Below are 16,361 nucleotides of genomic sequence, written 5' to 3' on the forward strand. Positions count from 1 at the left end.
GTGTGTGTCTGATACACCGCATTCGCGAGCAGGCCTGCTCCCACATTGACTGGGTTTTCACACCCAAAAAAAAGAGGCCCGAAGGCCTCTTTCTGACACGCGGTCCACCTTACAGGCTGGAAATCCGCGCATGTTGCTCCGCCAGCTTGCCCAGGGCCTGTTCAGCCTCGGCCAGTTTGGCGCGTTCTTTGTCGATCACTTCAGCCGGCGCCTTGTCGACGAAGGCCGCGTTGGACAGCTTGCCGCCCACTCGTTGCACTTCGCCTTGCAGGCGCGCGATTTCCTTGTCGAGACGGGCCAGTTCCGCGCCCTTGTCGATCAGGCCGGCCATTGGCACCAGCACTTCCATGTCGCCGACCAGTGCGGTGGCGGAGAGTGGCGCTTCTGCATCGGCCGCCAATACGGTGATCGACTCCAGCTTTGCCAGCTTCTTGAGCAGCGCATCGTTTTCGGTGAGGCGACGTTGGTCTTCGGCGCTGGCGTTCTTCACGAACACCGCCAGTGGCTTGCCCGGCCCGATGTTCATCTCGGCGCGGATGTTGCGCGTGCCGAGCATCAGGGTCTTGAGCCATTCGATATCGCTTTCGGCCGCCTCATCGATGCGTGCTTCGTTGGCCACTGGCCAAGGTTGCAGCATGATGGTCTTGCCTTCGATACCGGCCAGCGGCGCCAGGCGCTGCCAGATTTCTTCGGTGATGAACGGCATGAACGGGTGCGCCAGGCGCAGCGCCACTTCCAGCACGCGTACCAGGGTACGACGCGTGCCGCGCTGGCGTTCAACCGGCGCGTTCTCGTCCCACAGTACCGGCTTGGACAGTTCCAGGTACCAGTCGCAATACTGGTTCCAGATGAACTCGTACAAGGCCTGTGCGGCCAGGTCGAACCGGAACTGGTCGAGTTGGCGGGTCACTTCGGCTTCGGTGCGTTGCAGCTGCGAAATGATCCAGCGGTCGGCCAGGCTCAGTTCATAGGCTTCGCCGTTCTGGCCGCAGTCTTCGCCTTTATCCAGCACGTAGCGCGCGGCGTTCCAGATCTTGTTGCAGAAGTTGCGATAGCCTTCGACGCGGCCCATGTCGAACTTGATGTCGCGACCGGTGGACGCCAGCGAGCAGAAGGTAAAGCGCAGGGCGTCGGTGCCATAGCTGGCGATACCGTCGGCGAACTCGTCGCGGGTCTGCTTCTCGATCTTCTTCGCCAGCTTCGGCTGCATCAGGCCCGAGGTGCGTTTCTGCACCAGGGTTTCCAGGTCGATGCCGTCGATGATGTCCAGCGGGTCCAGGACGTTGCCCTTGGACTTGGACATCTTCTGGCCCTGGCCATCACGCACCAGGCCGTGCACGTACACGGTCTTGAACGGTACCTGCGGGGTGCCGTCCTCGTTCTTCACCAAGTGCATGGTCAGCATGATCATCCGGGCAACCCAGAAGAAAATGATGTCGAAACCGGTGACCAGCACGTCGGTGGAGTGGAATTTCTTCAGGAACTCGGTTTGTTGCGGCCAGCCCAGGGTGGAGAAGGTCCACAGGCCGGAGCTGAACCAGGTGTCCAGCACGTCGTTGTCCTGTTGCAGCGCAACGTCCGCACCGAGGTTGTTCTTCGCACGCACTTCGGCTTCGTCGCGGCCGACGTAAACCTTGCCCGACTCGTCGTACCAGGCCGGAATGCGGTGGCCCCACCACAGCTGACGGCTGATGCACCAATCCTGGATGTCGCGCATCCACGAGAAATACATGTTTTCGTACTGCTTGGGCACGAACTGGATACGGCCGTCTTCCACGGCGGCAATGGCAGGTTCTGCCAATGGCTTGGTGGACACGTACCACTGGTCGGTCAGCCACGGCTCGATCACGGTGCCGGAACGGTCGCCCTTCGGCACTTTGAGGCCGTGGTCGTCAACGCTCACCAACAGGCCGGCGGCGTCGAAGGCAGCAACGATCTGCTTGCGCGCTTCAAAACGGTCGAGGCCTGCGTATTCGGCCGGGATCTTACCGTCGATGCTCTCGTTCAGCGTGCCGTCCAGGTTGAACACCTGGCACGCCGGCAGAACGGCGGCATTCTTGTCGAAGATGTTCAGCAGCGGCAGGTTGTGGCGCTTGCCGACTTCATAGTCGTTGAAATCGTGGGCCGGGGTGATTTTTACGCAGCCGGTGCCGAATTCAGGGTCGCAGTAGTCGTCCGCGATGATCGGGATACGACGGCCCACCAGCGGCAGCTCGACAAACTTGCCGATCAGCGCCTGGTAGCGTTCATCGTTCGGGTTAACAGCCACGGCGGCATCGCCGAGCATGGTTTCCGGACGGGTGGTGGCGACGATCAGGTAGTCGTTGCCTTCAGCGGTCTTGGCGCCGTCGGCCAGCGGGTACTTGAGGTTCCACAGGAAGCCTTTCTCGTCGTGGTTTTCCACTTCGAGGTCGGAAATCGCTGTGTGCAGCTTGGTGTCCCAGTTGACCAGACGCTTGCCGCGGTAGATCAGGCCGTCTTCATGCAGGCGCACGAACGCCTCTTTCACGGCTTCCGACAGGCCGTCGTCCATGGTGAAGCGCTCGCGGCTCCAGTCTACGGACGAGCCCAGGCGACGGATCTGACGGCTGATATTGCCGCCGGACTGGTCTTTCCATTCCCAGATCTTTTCCAGGAATTTCTCGCGACCCAGGTCATGACGGTTCTGGCCGGTGGCTTCCAGTTGGCGTTCCACCAGCATCTGGGTGGCGATACCGGCGTGGTCGGTGCCCGGCTGCCACAGGGTGTTGCGGCCCTGCATGCGGCGGAAACGGATCAACGCATCCATGATCGCATTGTTGAAGCCATGGCCCATGTGCAGGCTGCCAGTGACGTTCGGTGGCGGGATCATGATGGTGTAGGAATCGCCCGCGCCTTGCGGGGCGAAATAATTCTCGGACTCCCAGGTCTCGTACCAGGAAGTTTCAATAGCGTGCGGCTGGTAGGTCTTATCCATGCGCGGCGGGACCCTAGTTGGCATTTATTCAGGAAAGCCGGCAAGTATAACGGGGGATAGGGCGCAGGGCGAGGCGAAGACGGGCTTGAAATGTATGGGCGGCAAATGTGGGAGCGGGCTTGCTCGCGAAAGCGGTGGATCAGCCAATGCATGTGCTGACGGTCACACCGCTTTCGCGAGCAAGCCCGCTCCCACAGGGGATCTGCGTTGGCTTCAATTCTGGTACTGGCTCAGCAACCGCTCCATCCGTGCATCGAGCCGGCGCTTGATCTCGGTTTCGATGTGCGGGGCAAAGTCGTCGATCACGTCTTGCATGATCAGTTGCGCGGCGGCGCGCAGTTCGTTGTCCAGGTGCAGCAGCAGGGCGTCGGGACTTTTTTCGACAGGGGCAGGCGCGGCGGCCTCGACCACCGGTACCGGCGCGACGGGCTTGGCGCCGACCATGTCGAACAACAGCGGAATCTGTACCTCGCCCTCGACCGAATCGGTCAACAGCGGCGGTTGCAAGTCATCATCACCCAGCAACTGGCGGATCGATTCAAGGTCGTCCAGCAGGTGGTCGTCTTTTTTTAGAGGGTTTGGCGTGTCCATCATTTACTCAAAGTCGTTGTAGCCGGTGATCTTGCAGAGGATAGCCCTGTTCGCGGTAGAAACGGAAACTCTCCCGCGCGGCCTGACGAATAGCCGGGTCCTCCACCACGACTTCCGCCACGCGGGCGAATGCCTTGGCGAACGGCGGCACTTTCAGGTCCAGGTTGACCAGCAGGTCATGGTGGTCGCCGCAACTGTCGCCCAAACCCAGTACCACCAGGCCTTCGGGTTCAGATTCGGCGGGGCCGTGGGGCACGAAGCTTTCGCCCTTGAAACGCCACAGGCGGGCATCCAGCTCGTCGCGCTGGGCGGCGTCGCTGCAATGCAGGTAGATGCGGTGGCCCATGCGCCAGGCTTTTTCGGTGAGTTTGCAGGCAAAGTCCAAGCGCGCGAGCGGGTCGGCGCTGGGCAATATATAGAAGTCGACTTGGGTCATTGCAGTTCCTGGGCATGCGCATCCCCCTTGTAGGAGCCGGCAAGCCGGCGCCTACGCAGGGGGGGGCGCTTAGGCCTTGGCGCGATCCAGCAGGTACTGGGTCAGCAGTGGCACCGGACGGCCAGTGGCGCCTTTGTCCTTGCCGCCGCTGGTCCAGGCTGTGCCGGCGATGTCCAGGTGGGCCCAGTTGAAGTTCTTGGCAAAGCGCGACAGGAAGCAGGCAGCGGTGATGGTGCCGGCTTTCGGGCCGCCGATGTTGGCGATGTCGGCGAACGGGCTGTCCAGTTGTTCCTGGTACTCATCGAACAGCGGCAGTTGCCAGGCGCGATCGTCGGCCGCCTTGCCGGCGCTGAGCAGTTGCTCGATCAGCTCGTCGCTGTTGCCCAGCAGGCCCGAGGTGTGCGAACCCAGGGCGACGATGCAGGCGCCGGTCAGGGTGGCGATGTCGATCACGGCCTGTGGCTTGAAGCGTTCGGCGTAGGTCAGGGCATCGCACAGCACCAGGCGGCCTTCGGCGTCGGTGTTGAGGATTTCGACAGTCTGGCCGCTCAGGGTGGTAACGATGTCGCCCGGACGGGTCGCGCCACCACTCGGCATGTTCTCGGCGCAGGCCAGGATGCACACCAGGTTGATCGGCAGCTTGAGTTCCAGCACGGCACGCAGGGTGCCGAACACGCTGGCGGCGCCGCCCATGTCGTACTTCATCTCGTCCATGCCCAGGCCCGGCTTGAGGCTGATGCCGCCGGTGTCGAAGGTGATGCCTTTACCTACCAGGGCGTAAGGCTTCTCGGACTTCTTGCCGCCGTTGTATTGCATCACGATCAGGCGTGGCGGCTGGTCGCTGCCCTGGCCTACGGCATAGAACGAGCCCATGCCCAGATCCTTGATCTTCTTCTCGTCCAGCACTTCAACCTTCAGGCCCTTGAACTCTTTGCCCAGTGCCTTGGCCTGTTCGCCCAGGAACGTCGGGTGGCAGATGTTAGGTGGCAGGTTGCCCAGGTCGCGGGTGAAGGACATGCCGTTGGCGATCGCTGTCGCGTGGGTCACGGCGCGCTCGACTTCAGCCTGGGCCGCCTTGATGGTCAGCAGGGTGATTTTCTTCAGGGCGCGGGGTTCGGCCTTGGTGCTCTTGAACTGGTCGAAAATGTAACCGCCGTCTACCAGGCTCTCGGCCAGTAGGCGGGTCTTGCCGTAGCTGTCACGGCCTTTTACAACAATTTCGTCGAGTGCCAGCGCTGCATCGCTGCCGCCCAGGCCCTTGAGGGTGGTGAGGATGCCGCTGATGATTTTGCGGAACGGACGGTCGCCCAGTTCAGCATCCTTGCCCACGCCCACCAGCAATACGCGGTCGGCCTTGAGGTTGGGCAGGCTTTGCAGTAGCAGGCTCTGGCCGACTTTGCCGGCCAGGTCGCCGCGCTTGAGCACTGCGCTGATGGCGCCGCCGCTGAGTTCGTCGAGTTGCTTGGCGGCAACGCCGAGCTTGCGGCCTTCGCCGATGGCGACCACGAGGGTGGCGGTTTTCAACGTTTCGGGGCTAACGCTTTTTACAACCAATTCCATTTTCGGGTCCCTTATAAAGGTCGGTTAGCCAGGAGTCTGTACTCCGGCTTTAATACCAGGCAGCTGTGTAAACCGCCGGCGACAAAGGCCGCAGTTTGAACCCCGCCGGCGGAGCCTGACAACCCTTGGCGCATGCTTTGTGCGCGTGCATGAGGTTGCGCAGTGACAGGCGCGGCCAATCACAGGATAATGCGCCATCTTTTTAGCCGGCCCTGTGTAATGGGGCTGACTCGGTATGCTTGCTTGTTTGGCCGCCTTAGCCTGACAACCCTGGAGTGTCTGGTTTGATCGTCTTCCGTTATCTGTCCCGCGAAGTCCTGTTGACCCTGAGTGCCGTGAGTGCGGTATTGCTGGTCATCATCATGAGTGGTCGTTTCGTCAAATACCTGGCCCAGGCTGCCTCCGGCGCCCTCGACCCAGGCTCGTTGTTCCTGATCATGGGGTTCCGACTGCCGGGCTTCCTGCAGCTGATCCTGCCGTTGGGCCTGTTCCTCGGGATCCTGCTGGCGTATGGCCGGCTGTACCTCGAAAGCGAAATGACCGTGCTCTCGGCTACCGGCATGAGCCAGCAACGCCTGCTGGGCATGACCATGATCCCGGCCGCCGGCGTCGCCTTGATCGTCGCCTGGCTGAGCCTGAGCCTGGCGCCCCAAGGCGCCATGCAGTTTCAACTGGTGTTGAACAAGCAGGACGCGATGACCGAGTTCGACACCCTCGAGCCCGGCCGCTTCCAGGCGCTCAATGATGGGTCGCGGGTAACCTACACCGAGACCTTGACCGACGACCGCGCCAACCTGGGCGGTGTGTTCATCTCCGAGAAGCGTCTGGGCCAGGACAAGAAAGACCGTGGTATTTCCGTGCTGGTGGCGGATTCCGGTCGCCAGGAAGTGCGTCCCGACGGCAGCCGCTACCTGATCCTGGAAAATGGCTACCGGTATGACGGCAGCCCGGGCATGGCCGATTATCGTGCGATCAAGTACGACACCTACGGCGTGATGCTCGCCCGCCCGGATATCAGTGACGAAGTCACCGACCGCGACGCCATCCCGACCACCGAGCTGTTCGGCAGCAAGGAACTGCGCTCCATCGCCGAGCTGCAATGGCGGATTTCCCTGCCGCTGCTGGTGTTCATCGTGACCTTGATGGCAGTGCCGCTGTCACGCGTCAACCCGCGCCAGGGCCGTTTCCTCAAGCTGTTGCCGGCGATCCTGCTGTACATGGCTTACCTCACCATCCTGATTTCCGCCCGTGGCTCCCTGGAGAAAGGCAAGCTGTCGCCGACCCTCGGCCTGTGGTGGGTGCACGGGATCTTCCTGGTGATTGGCCTGGGCCTGCTCTATTGGGAACCGATCCGTTTGAAAATGATGAGCCGTCGTGGCCAGAAGGAGTTGGCTCGTGGCTAAGCTCGATCGCTACATTGGTAGCAGCGTACTGATCGCCATCCTGGCGGTATTGGGCATCATCCTGGGCCTGGCGTCGTTGTTCGCCTTCATCGATGAAGTCGGCAACGTCAGCGACACCTACACCGTGTGGGACGTGCTGAGCTACGTGGCCCTCACCGCGCCGCGTCGTCTCTACGACATGATGCCGATGGCCGCACTGATCGGCTGCCTGATCGGCCTGGGCGGCCTGGCCAGCAACAGTGAACTGACCATCATGCGCGCCGCCGGCGTGTCCATCGGTCGAATCGTCTGGGCCGTGATGAAGCCGATGCTGCTGCTGATGGCGTGCAGTGTGTTGATCGGCGAATACGTGGCGCCACCGGCCGAAACCACTGCCCAGGCCAATCGCGCCCTGGCCCAGGGTTCGGGTGATGCGCAGAGTTCCAAGCATGGCCTGTGGCACCGCCAGGGCGATGAGTTCATCCACATCAACGCCGTGCAGCCAGGCGGCCTGTTGATTGGTGTGACCCGCTACACCTTTGACAAAGAACGTCACCTGCTGGAGTCCAGTTTCGCCAAACGTGCGCAATACAGTGGCGAAAAATGGCAACTGAGCGACGTTACCACCACCTACTTCCGCAATATCGGGCAAGGCACCAAGGCCAGCACCGAAGTGATCAATGTGCCGAGCCAGGAGTGGGACATCGCCCTCAAGCCGCAATTGCTCAATACCGTGGTGATGATCCCGGAAAGCCTGCCGATCTCCGGGCTGTGGGGTTACATCCACTACCTCAAGGACCAAGGCCTGAACAATGGCCGTTACTGGCTGGCATTTTGGGTCAAGGTATTGCAGCCGGTGGTGACGGCAGCGTTGGTGTTGATGGCGATTTCGTTCATCTTCGGCCCGTTGCGCTCGGTTACCCTCGGCCAGCGCGTGTTTACCGGCGTACTGGTGGGCTTCACCTTCCGTATCGCCCAGGACCTGCTTGGCCCGTCGAGCCTGGTGTTCGGCTTCTCGCCGCTGTTTGCGGTGCTGGTGCCCACGGCCATCTGCGCCTTGGCTGGCTTCTGGCTACTTCGTCGAGCCGGTTGATGCCTCGCTTATGAACAAAAAATGCCCCGGTCGAGAGATCGGGGCATTTTTGTTCTGGTCAGCAAAGATGACGTCTGGCCTGAGCATCAGGTACAATTCCCGGCTATTTTTCAGCGGGCAATCTGCCTGCAGCCTTTTTGAGTGTTGATCCGTGAGTGATTTGAGTCATATCCGCAATTTCTCCATCATCGCCCACATTGACCATGGTAAGTCGACGCTGGCCGATCGATTCATCCAGATGTGCGGCGGCCTTGCCGAGCGTGAAATGGAAGCCCAGGTACTGGACTCCATGGACCTCGAACGCGAGCGCGGGATCACCATCAAGGCCCACAGCGTTACGCTGTATTACAAAGCCAAAGACGGCATCACCTACCAACTGAACTTCATTGACACCCCAGGCCACGTCGACTTCACCTACGAAGTCAGCCGGTCCCTGGCGGCCTGTGAAGGTGCCTTGCTGGTGGTTGACGCAGGGCAGGGTGTGGAAGCGCAGTCGGTTGCCAACTGCTACACCGCGATCGAGCAGGGCCTGGAAGTCATGCCCGTGCTGAACAAGATCGACCTGCCTCAGGCCGAGCCTGAGCGCGTCAAGGAAGAGATCGAGAAGATCATCGGCATCGACGCCACCGACGCCGTCACCTGCAGCGCCAAGACCGGCCTGGGTGTCGACGAAGTGCTCGAACGCCTGGTGCAGACCATTCCAGCCCCGACCGGCAACTACGAAGATCCGCTGCAAGCGTTGATCATCGACTCCTGGTTCGACAACTACCTTGGCGTTGTCTCCCTGGTACGCGTGCGCCACGGCCGTGTGAAGAAGGGCGACAAGATCCTGGTCAAATCCACCGGCAAGATCCACCTGGTGGACAGCGTCGGTGTCTTCAACCCCAAGCACACCGCGACCGTTGATCTGAAAGCCGGTGAAGTGGGTTTCATCATCGCCGGTATCAAGGACATCCACGGCGCGCCGGTGGGTGACACCCTGACCCTGAGCTCCACGCCGGATGTCGACGTGCTGCCAGGCTTCAAGCGCATCCAGCCGCAGGTCTACGCGGGTCTGTTCCCGGTCAGCTCCGATGACTTCGAAGACTTCCGCGAGGCCCTGCAAAAGCTGACCCTCAACGACTCGTCGTTGCAGTACACCCCGGAAAGCTCCGACGCCCTGGGCTTCGGCTTCCGCTGTGGCTTCCTGGGCATGCTGCACATGGAAATCATCCAGGAGCGCCTTGAGCGCGAGTACGACCTGGACCTGATCACCACCGCGCCAACGGTTATTTTCGAGTTGTTGCTGAAAACCGGTGAAACGATTTACGTCGACAACCCGTCCAAGCTCCCGGATCTCTCGGCGATCGAAGACATGCGCGAGCCTATCGTGCGGGCCAATATCCTGGTCCCGCAGGAGCACTTGGGCAACGTTATTACCCTGTGTATTGAAAAGCGTGGCGTGCAGCGCGACATGCTGTTCCTCGGCACCCAGGTCCAAGTGACCTACGACATGCCGATGAACGAAGTGGTATTGGACTTCTTCGACCGCCTCAAATCCACCAGCCGCGGCTATGCTTCGCTGGATTACCATTTCGACCGTTACCAATCGGCTAATCTGGTGAAACTGGATGTGTTGATCAACGGCGACAAGGTCGATGCCCTGGCACTGATCGTGCACAAGGACAACGCGCACTATAAAGGTCGCCAGTTGACCGAGAAGATGAAAGAACTGATTCCGCGCCAGATGTTCGACGTCGCGATCCAGGCCGCCATCGGCGGGCAGATCATTGCGCGGACCTCCGTCAAGGCACTCAGAAAGAACGTACTGGCCAAATGCTACGGCGGTGACGTAAGCCGTAAGCGCAAGCTGCTTGAGAAGCAAAAGGCCGGTAAAAAACGCATGAAGCAAGTAGGTAACGTGGAAGTTCCACAAGAAGCCTTCCTTGCGGTGCTCAGGTTGGATAGTTAGGTCCTATGTCGCTAAATTTCCCGCTGTTGCTGGTCATCGCCGTTGCCGTTTGCGGTCTCTTGGCGTTGCTCGATCTGGTGTTCTTCGCCCCGCGTCGGCGGGCGGCTATCGCGTCCTATCAGGGCAGCGTCAGCCAGCCCGATGGCGTGGTGATCGAGAAGCTGAACAAAGAGCCCTTGCTGGTTGAATACGGCAAGTCGTTCTTCCCGGTGTTGTTCATCGTGCTGGTGCTGCGTTCGTTCCTAGTGGAACCGTTTCAGATCCCCTCGGGGTCGATGAAACCTACCCTGGACGTGGGCGACTTCATCCTGGTGAACAAGTTTTCCTACGGGATCCGCCTGCCGGTGATCGACAAGAAGGTCATCGAGATCGGTGACCCGCAGCGCGGCGACGTGATGGTTTTTCGCTACCCGAGCGACCCTAACGTCAACTACATCAAGCGTGTTGTCGGCTTGCCGGGCGACGTGATCCGCTACACCAGCGACAAGCGCCTGTTCATCAACGGCGAGTCGGTGGCCGAGAAACTGATCGGCTCCGAGCCGAACAGCCTGGGCAGCGCCGAGTTGTATCAGGAAAAAATCGGTGCGGTGGAGCACGAAATCCGCAAGGAAATGAGCCGCTACCGTGCCCAGCCTGACGGCCAGTGGACAGTGCCGGCCGGGCACTACTTCATGATGGGCGACAACCGCGACAACTCCAATGACAGCCGGTACTGGGATGACCCCAACATTCCCAAGGACCTGCTGGGCATGGTTCCCGACCAGAATATCGTCGGCAAGGCCTTCGCGGTCTGGATGAGCTGGCCGGAACCCAAACTCAGCCACCTGCCGAACTTCTCGCGGGTCGGGCTGATCAAGTAATACAGGCGGCGCTGTGAACACAGCGCCGAATGCTTTTCTGGGGTTGGGACAAATCGGTCCCGCCTCATGCAGCACCAATCAGGATTTGAATTTGAACACTGCGTCAATCGTCGATGGCCGCCGGTGCCACCAAACAGATATGGGTAAACCGTGAGCGTTTCTTTAAGCCGTCTCGAGCGCCAGCTCGGCTACACCTTCAAGGACCAGGAATTGATGGTCCTTGCCCTTACACACCGCAGCTTTGCAGGGCGCAATAACGAGCGCCTGGAATTCCTCGGTGATGCCATCCTCAACTTCGTCGCCGGTGAAGCCCTGTTCGAGCGCTTCCCCCAAGCCCGTGAAGGCCAGCTGTCGCGCTTGCGCGCGCGCCTGGTGAAGGGCGAGACCCTGGCCGTGCTGGCCCGTGGCTTCGGCCTGGGCGAGTACCTGCGCCTGGGCTCTGGCGAATTGAAGAGCGGCGGTTTCCGGCGTGAATCGATCCTGGCTGACGCTCTCGAAGCGCTGATCGGTGCGATCTACCTCGATGCCGGCATGGAAGCGGCCAAGGAACGTGTCACCGCGTGGCTGACGTCCGAGATCGAAAGCCTCACGCTGGTCGACACCAACAAAGATCCCAAGACCCGCCTGCAGGAATTCCTGCAGTCCCGCGGTTGCGAACTGCCACGCTACGAAGTGGTGGATATCCAGGGTGAGCCCCATTGCCGCGTGTTCTTCGTGGAATGTGAAATCACCTTACTGAATGAAAAAAGCCGAGGTCAGGGTGTGAGCCGTCGTATTGCCGAACAGGTAGCGGCCGCTGCAGCACTGATTGCCCTGGGCGTGGAGAATGGCCATGACTGATTCAACCGCAACACGCTGTGGCTATGTTGCCATCGTCGGCCGCCCGAACGTGGGCAAGTCCACGTTGCTTAACCACATCCTCGGCCAGAAGCTCGCGATCACCTCGCGCAAGCCGCAGACCACTCGCCACAACATGCTGGGCATCAAGACCGAAGGCACCGTGCAAGCGGTCTACGTCGACACCCCGGGCATGCACAAAGGCGGCGAGAAAGCCCTCAACCGCTACATGAACAAGACCGCGTCGGCGGCGTTGAAAGACGTTGACGTGGTGATCTTCGTGGTCGACCGCACCAAGTGGACCGACGAAGACCAGATGGTTCTCGAGCGTGTGCAGTACGTCACCGGCCCGTTGATCGTCGCGCTGAACAAGACCGACCGTATCGAGGACAAAGCCGAGCTGATGCCGCACCTCAGCTGGCTGCAAGAACAACTGCCGAACGCGCAGATCATGCCGATCTCCGCCCAGCACGGCCACAACCTCGATGCCCTTGAGCGCGTGATCGCCGAGCACTTGCCGGAGAACGAGCACTTCTTCCCGGAAGACCAGATCACCGACCGCAGCAGCCGTTTCCTTGCCGCCGAACTGGTGCGCGAGAAAATCATGCGCCAGATGGGCGCCGAGCTGCCGTACCAGATCACCGTCGAGATCGAAGAGTTCAAGCAGCAGGGCAAGACCTTGCACATCCATGCGCTGATCCTCGTCGAACGTGACGGCCAGAAGAAGATCATCATTGGCGACAAGGGCGAGCGCATCAAGCGCATCGGCACCGAGGCGCGCAAGGACATGGAATTGCTGTTCGATTCCAAGATCATGCTCAACCTGTGGGTGAAGGTGAAGGGTGGCTGGTCCGATGATGAGCGTGCACTGCGCTCCCTGGGCTACGGCGACCTGTAAGATCGCTCCGCTGTAGGAGCCGGCTTGTGTGGGAGCTGGCTTGCCTGCGATAGCATCACCTCGGTGCAACTGAAAAACCGAGGTGCCTGCATCGCGGGCAAGCCCGCTCCCACATTGGTTTATCGCTGTTCTTAAGTTCCGCGAAGAGACTTTCATGTCCCAATCCCCACCCCCCAGCCAACTCGCCTACGTCCTGCACAGCCGCGCCTACCGCGAGACCAGCGCCTTGGTGGACTTCCTCACGCCCCAAGGCCGCCTGCGCGCGGTGTTGCGCAGCGCGCGGGGCAAGGCGGGCACGTTGGCGCGGCCTTTCGTGGCCCTGGACGTGGAGTTTCGCGGCAAAGGCGAGTTGAAAAACGTCGGTCGCATGGAAAGCGTCGGCACTTCTGCCTGGCTCAATGGCGAGGCGCTGTTCAGCGGCCTCTACCTCAATGAACTGTTGATCCGCCTGCTCCCCGCCGAAGACCCGCACCCTGCGGTCTTTGATCACTACGCCGCCACGCTGTTGGCCCTGGCCGAAGGCCGCCCGCTGGAACCACTGCTGCGCGCGTTTGAATGGCGCCTGCTGGACGACCTGGGCTACGGCTTCGAACTCGCCAACGACCTGCACGGCGACCCCATCGCCGCCGACGGCCTCTACCGCCTGCAAGTCGACGCCGGCCTTGAGCGCGTGTACCTGCTGCAACCCGGCCTGTTCCAGGGCACCGAGCTGTTGGCCATGAGCGAAGCGGATTGGACGGCGCCCGGCGCCTTGTCCGCCGCCAAGCGCCTGATGCGCCAGGCGCTGGCCGTGCACCTGGGCGGACGGCCGCTGGTCAGTCGCGAGTTGTTTCGAAAGCCCTGACATCCCCGTGTATGCTGTGCACCGATTCTTTCCCTTTTCAGGAGCGCTTCCGTGACCACCAGCAATCGCATTCTCCTTGGCGTCAACATCGACCACGTCGCTACCCTGCGCCAGGCCCGGGGCACCCGTTACCCTGACCCGGTCAAGGCCGCGCTGGACGCCGAAGAAGCGGGCGCCGACGGCATCACCGTGCACCTGCGCGAAGACCGCCGGCACATCCAGGAGCGCGACGTGCTGCTGCTCAAGGACGTGCTGCAAACCCGTATGAACTTCGAGATGGGCGTCACTGAAGAAATGATGGCCTTCGCCGAGCGCATCCGCCCGGCGCACATCTGCCTGGTCCCGGAAACCCGCCAGGAACTGACCACCGAAGGCGGTCTCGACGTGGCCGGCCAGGAAGCGCGAATCAAGGCCGCCGTGGAGCGCTTGTCGAAAATCGGCAGTGAAGTCTCGCTGTTCATCGACGCCGACGAGCGCCAGATCGAAGCGTCGCGTCGTGTCGGTGCGCCGGCCATCGAACTGCACACCGGCCGATACGCCGATGCCACCACGCCCACCGAAGTGGCCGACGAGCTGCAACGCATCATTGACGGCGTGAGCTGCGGCCTCAAGGAAGGCCTGATCGTCAACGCCGGGCATGGCCTGCACTACCACAACGTCGAAGCCGTGGCCGCGATCAAGGGCATCAACGAGCTGAACATCGGCCATGCGCTGGTGGCTCATGCGCTGTTCGTCGGCTTCAAGGGCGCCGTCGCCGAGATGAAAGCCCTGATCCTGAGCGCTGCTGCCAAGCACTAAATAACACCGCAATCCCCCTGTGGAAATGGGCTGTGTGGGAGCGGGCTTGCTCGCGAATACGGTGTGTCAGTCGATTCATGTATGGCTGACCCACTGCATTCACGAGCAAGCCCGCTCTCACATAGGCGTATTCCATCTTTTGATCTCTGGTGTTTTTCCCCGCGTTTCAGCCATGCGGCAATGCGAAGCCTTACTGTTTAGCCGATGCAGGTGTATCGTATCTGCCCTTTGCAGGCCCCGGGCCTGCGGCAGATACGTGAGGTTGTTGTGTCCCGATCCTTTTCCCGTCGACAAATCCTGGGTGGTCTCGCAGGCCTGGCCGTAGTGGGTGTGGGGGCCGGTGGCGCCTACCGCTACTGGCTGGGGAAAGTCGCCGAGGCCGAGGCCGGGCACGATTACGAACTGATCGCCGCACCGCTGGACGTGGAACTGGTACCGGGGCACAAGACTGAGGCCTGGGCATTCGGCCCATCCGCGCCGGGCACCGAATTGCGCGTGCGCCAGGGTGAATGGCTGCGGGTGCGCTTTATCAACCACCTGCCGGTCGCCACCACCATTCACTGGCATGGCATCCGCCTGCCACTGGAAATGGACGGCGTGCCCTACGTCTCGCAATTGCCGGTGCTACCCGGCGAATATTTCGATTACAAATTCCGCGTGCCCGACGCCGGCAGCTACTGGTATCACCCCCATGTGAACAGCAGCGAAGAGCTCGGCCGTGGCCTGGTCGGCCCGCTGATCATCGAGGAACGCGAACCCACCGGTTTCAAGCACGAGCGCACCCTCAGCCTGAAAAGCTGGCACGTGGACGAAGAGGGCGCTTTCGTGGCCTTCAGCATTCCCCGTGAAGCGGCGCGTGGCGGCACGGCGGGGCGGTTGTCGACGATCAACGGCGTGTCCCAGGCAGTGATCGATCTGCCGGCCGGGCAGATTACCCGCGTGCGGCTGCTCAACCTCGACAACACTTTGACCTATCGCATCAATATTCCCGACGTTGAAGCGCATATCTACGCGCTGGACGGCAACCCTATCGAGCCGCGCCCGTTGGGCAAGGAATACTGGCTGGGCCCGGGCATGCGTATCTGCCTGGCGATCAAGGCGCCACCGGCTGGCGAAGAGCTGTCGATCCGCAACGGCCCGGTGCGCCTCGGCACGTTTCGTTCGGTGGCCAACACCGATGCGCCGACCGAGTGGCCGCCGGCGTTGCCCGCCAACCCGATCAGCGAGCCGGACCTGGCGAATGCCGAGAAACTCAACTTCAATTTCGAGTGGGTGGGCTCCGTTTCGGTCAATGTCGACAACGGCAAGCCGCCGAGCCTGTGGCAGATCAACGGCCAGGCCTGGGACATCACCGACAAGACCTGCGCCGACCGCCCGATTGCCAAGCTGGAAAAGGGCAAGAGCTACATTTTCGAATTGAAGAACATGACCCAGTACCAGCACCCGATCCACCTGCACGGCATGAGTTTCAAGGTGATCGCTTCGAACCGCCACAAGGTGATTCCGTACTTCACCGACACGTACCTGCTGGGCAAGAACGAGCGTGCTCGCGTGGCGTTGGTGGCGGATAACCCCGGGGTGTGGATGTTCCATTGCCACGTGATCGACCATATGGAAACCGGCCTGATGGCCGCCATCGAGGTGGCGTGATGCGTCAGTTTCGCCCCACCGCGATCATCGACCGCAGCCGCGACCAGGACTTCATGCGCGAAGCCCTGGCCCTTGCCGCCCAAGGCGCTGCATTGGGTGAAGTCCCCGTAGGCGCTGTGTTGGTGCAGGACGGAGAAATCATCGGCCGTGGCTTCAACTGCCCCATCAGCGGCAACGACCCCAGCGCCCATGCCGAAATGGTCGCCATCCGCGCCGCCGCGCAAGCCATCAGCAACTACCGCCTGGTGGGCAGCACCCTGTATGTGACCCTGGAGCCGTGCAGCATGTGCGCCGGTTTGATCGTGCATTCACGGATTGCGCGGGTGGTGTATGGCGCGCTGGAGCCCAAGGCCGGGATCGTGCAAAGCCAGGGGCAGTTTTTTACCCAAGGCTTTTTGAATCATCGGGTGTTGTTTGAAGGCGGGGTATTGGCAGAAGAGTGCGGGACGGTCTTGAGCGAATTCTTCAAGGCGCGCCGGGCAAAAGCCACCCTTTAAAGAACACT

General features: G+C 61.3%; 14 protein-coding genes. 10 read left to right on the forward strand and 4 right to left on the reverse strand.

Translation table 11 applies throughout. The annotated features are described in order from the left end of the window. Positions 1-109 precede the first annotated feature (109 nt). The 4 genes from KUA23_RS05485 to KUA23_RS05500 all read right to left on the reverse strand — a co-directional run bounded on the left by KUA23_RS05485 (position 110) and on the right by KUA23_RS05500 (position 5,543). A complete protein-coding gene (locus KUA23_RS05485) occupies positions 110-2,956 on the reverse strand; it encodes a valine--tRNA ligase (protein WP_078047048.1) in 2,847 nt (948 codons plus the stop codon). A gap of 213 nt (positions 2,957-3,169) precedes the next feature. After that, positions 3,170-3,547 (reverse strand): DNA polymerase III subunit chi, encoded by a 378-nt coding sequence (locus KUA23_RS05490; RefSeq protein ID WP_078047049.1) that lies wholly within the window; start codon positions 3,545-3,547, stop codon positions 3,170-3,172. A gap of 7 nt (positions 3,548-3,554) precedes the next feature. Further along, the gene (locus KUA23_RS05495) at positions 3,555-3,983 is read right to left on the reverse strand and encodes a DNA polymerase III subunit chi (RefSeq protein WP_012722396.1); all 429 of its coding nucleotides are present in this window, start codon (positions 3,981-3,983) and stop codon (positions 3,555-3,557) included. A 69-nt stretch (positions 3,984-4,052) separates the two neighbouring features. Next, on the reverse strand, positions 4,053-5,543 hold the full coding sequence (locus tag KUA23_RS05500; protein WP_078047050.1) for a leucyl aminopeptidase: 1,491 nt from the start codon (positions 5,541-5,543) through the stop codon (positions 4,053-4,055). Positions 5,544-5,827: 284 nt separating this feature from the next. On the opposite strand from KUA23_RS05500, the gene lptF reads away from it, so the two are divergent. From lptF to tadA, 10 genes are all read left to right on the forward strand, one after another. Next, positions 5,828-6,946, forward strand: a complete 1,119-nt coding sequence (lptF, locus tag KUA23_RS05505; RefSeq protein WP_028618984.1) for an LPS export ABC transporter permease LptF — start codon at positions 5,828-5,830, stop codon at positions 6,944-6,946. Then, entirely contained in the window at positions 6,939-8,018 is a 1,080-nt protein-coding gene (gene lptG / locus KUA23_RS05510; protein ID WP_252993547.1) for an LPS export ABC transporter permease LptG, read from the forward strand. Before lptF ends, lptG begins: the two co-directional genes overlap by 8 nt. Positions 8,019-8,169: 151 nt before the next feature. After that, complete coding sequence (lepA, locus tag KUA23_RS05515) at positions 8,170-9,969, forward strand: translation elongation factor 4 (RefSeq protein ID WP_028618986.1); 1,800 nt, start codon at positions 8,170-8,172, stop codon at positions 9,967-9,969. A gap of 5 nt (positions 9,970-9,974) precedes the next feature. Then, on the forward strand, positions 9,975-10,829 hold the full coding sequence (gene lepB / locus KUA23_RS05520; protein WP_252993548.1) for a signal peptidase I: 855 nt from the start codon (positions 9,975-9,977) through the stop codon (positions 10,827-10,829). Between the two features lie 150 nt (positions 10,830-10,979). Then, positions 10,980-11,669, forward strand: coding sequence for a ribonuclease III (gene rnc / locus KUA23_RS05525; protein ID WP_016978270.1), 690 nt, complete (start codon positions 10,980-10,982; stop codon positions 11,667-11,669). Continuing rightward, positions 11,662-12,564 (forward strand): GTPase Era, encoded by a 903-nt coding sequence (gene era, locus KUA23_RS05530; RefSeq protein WP_034102340.1) that lies wholly within the window; start codon positions 11,662-11,664, stop codon positions 12,562-12,564. Before rnc ends, era begins: the two co-directional genes overlap by 8 nt. 154 nt (positions 12,565-12,718) lie before the next feature. Further along, the gene (gene recO, locus KUA23_RS05535) at positions 12,719-13,408 is read left to right on the forward strand and encodes a DNA repair protein RecO (RefSeq protein WP_099494129.1); all 690 of its coding nucleotides are present in this window, start codon (positions 12,719-12,721) and stop codon (positions 13,406-13,408) included. Between the two features lie 51 nt (positions 13,409-13,459). Then, positions 13,460-14,206, forward strand: a complete 747-nt coding sequence (pdxJ, locus tag KUA23_RS05540) for a pyridoxine 5'-phosphate synthase (RefSeq protein WP_078047054.1) — start codon at positions 13,460-13,462, stop codon at positions 14,204-14,206. A gap of 267 nt (positions 14,207-14,473) precedes the next feature. Continuing rightward, a complete protein-coding gene (locus tag KUA23_RS05545) occupies positions 14,474-15,856 on the forward strand; it encodes a multicopper oxidase family protein (RefSeq protein ID WP_252993549.1) in 1,383 nt (460 codons plus the stop codon). Continuing rightward, the gene (gene tadA, locus KUA23_RS05550) at positions 15,856-16,353 is read left to right on the forward strand and encodes a tRNA adenosine(34) deaminase TadA (RefSeq protein ID WP_078047056.1); all 498 of its coding nucleotides are present in this window, start codon (positions 15,856-15,858) and stop codon (positions 16,351-16,353) included. Before KUA23_RS05545 ends, tadA begins: the two co-directional genes overlap by 1 nt. Positions 16,354-16,361: the final 8 nt, after the last annotated feature.

Origin of the sequence: Pseudomonas pergaminensis (assembly GCF_024112395.2) — a bacterium.
GTDB lineage: Bacteria > Pseudomonadota > Gammaproteobacteria > Pseudomonadales > Pseudomonadaceae > Aquipseudomonas > Aquipseudomonas pergaminensis.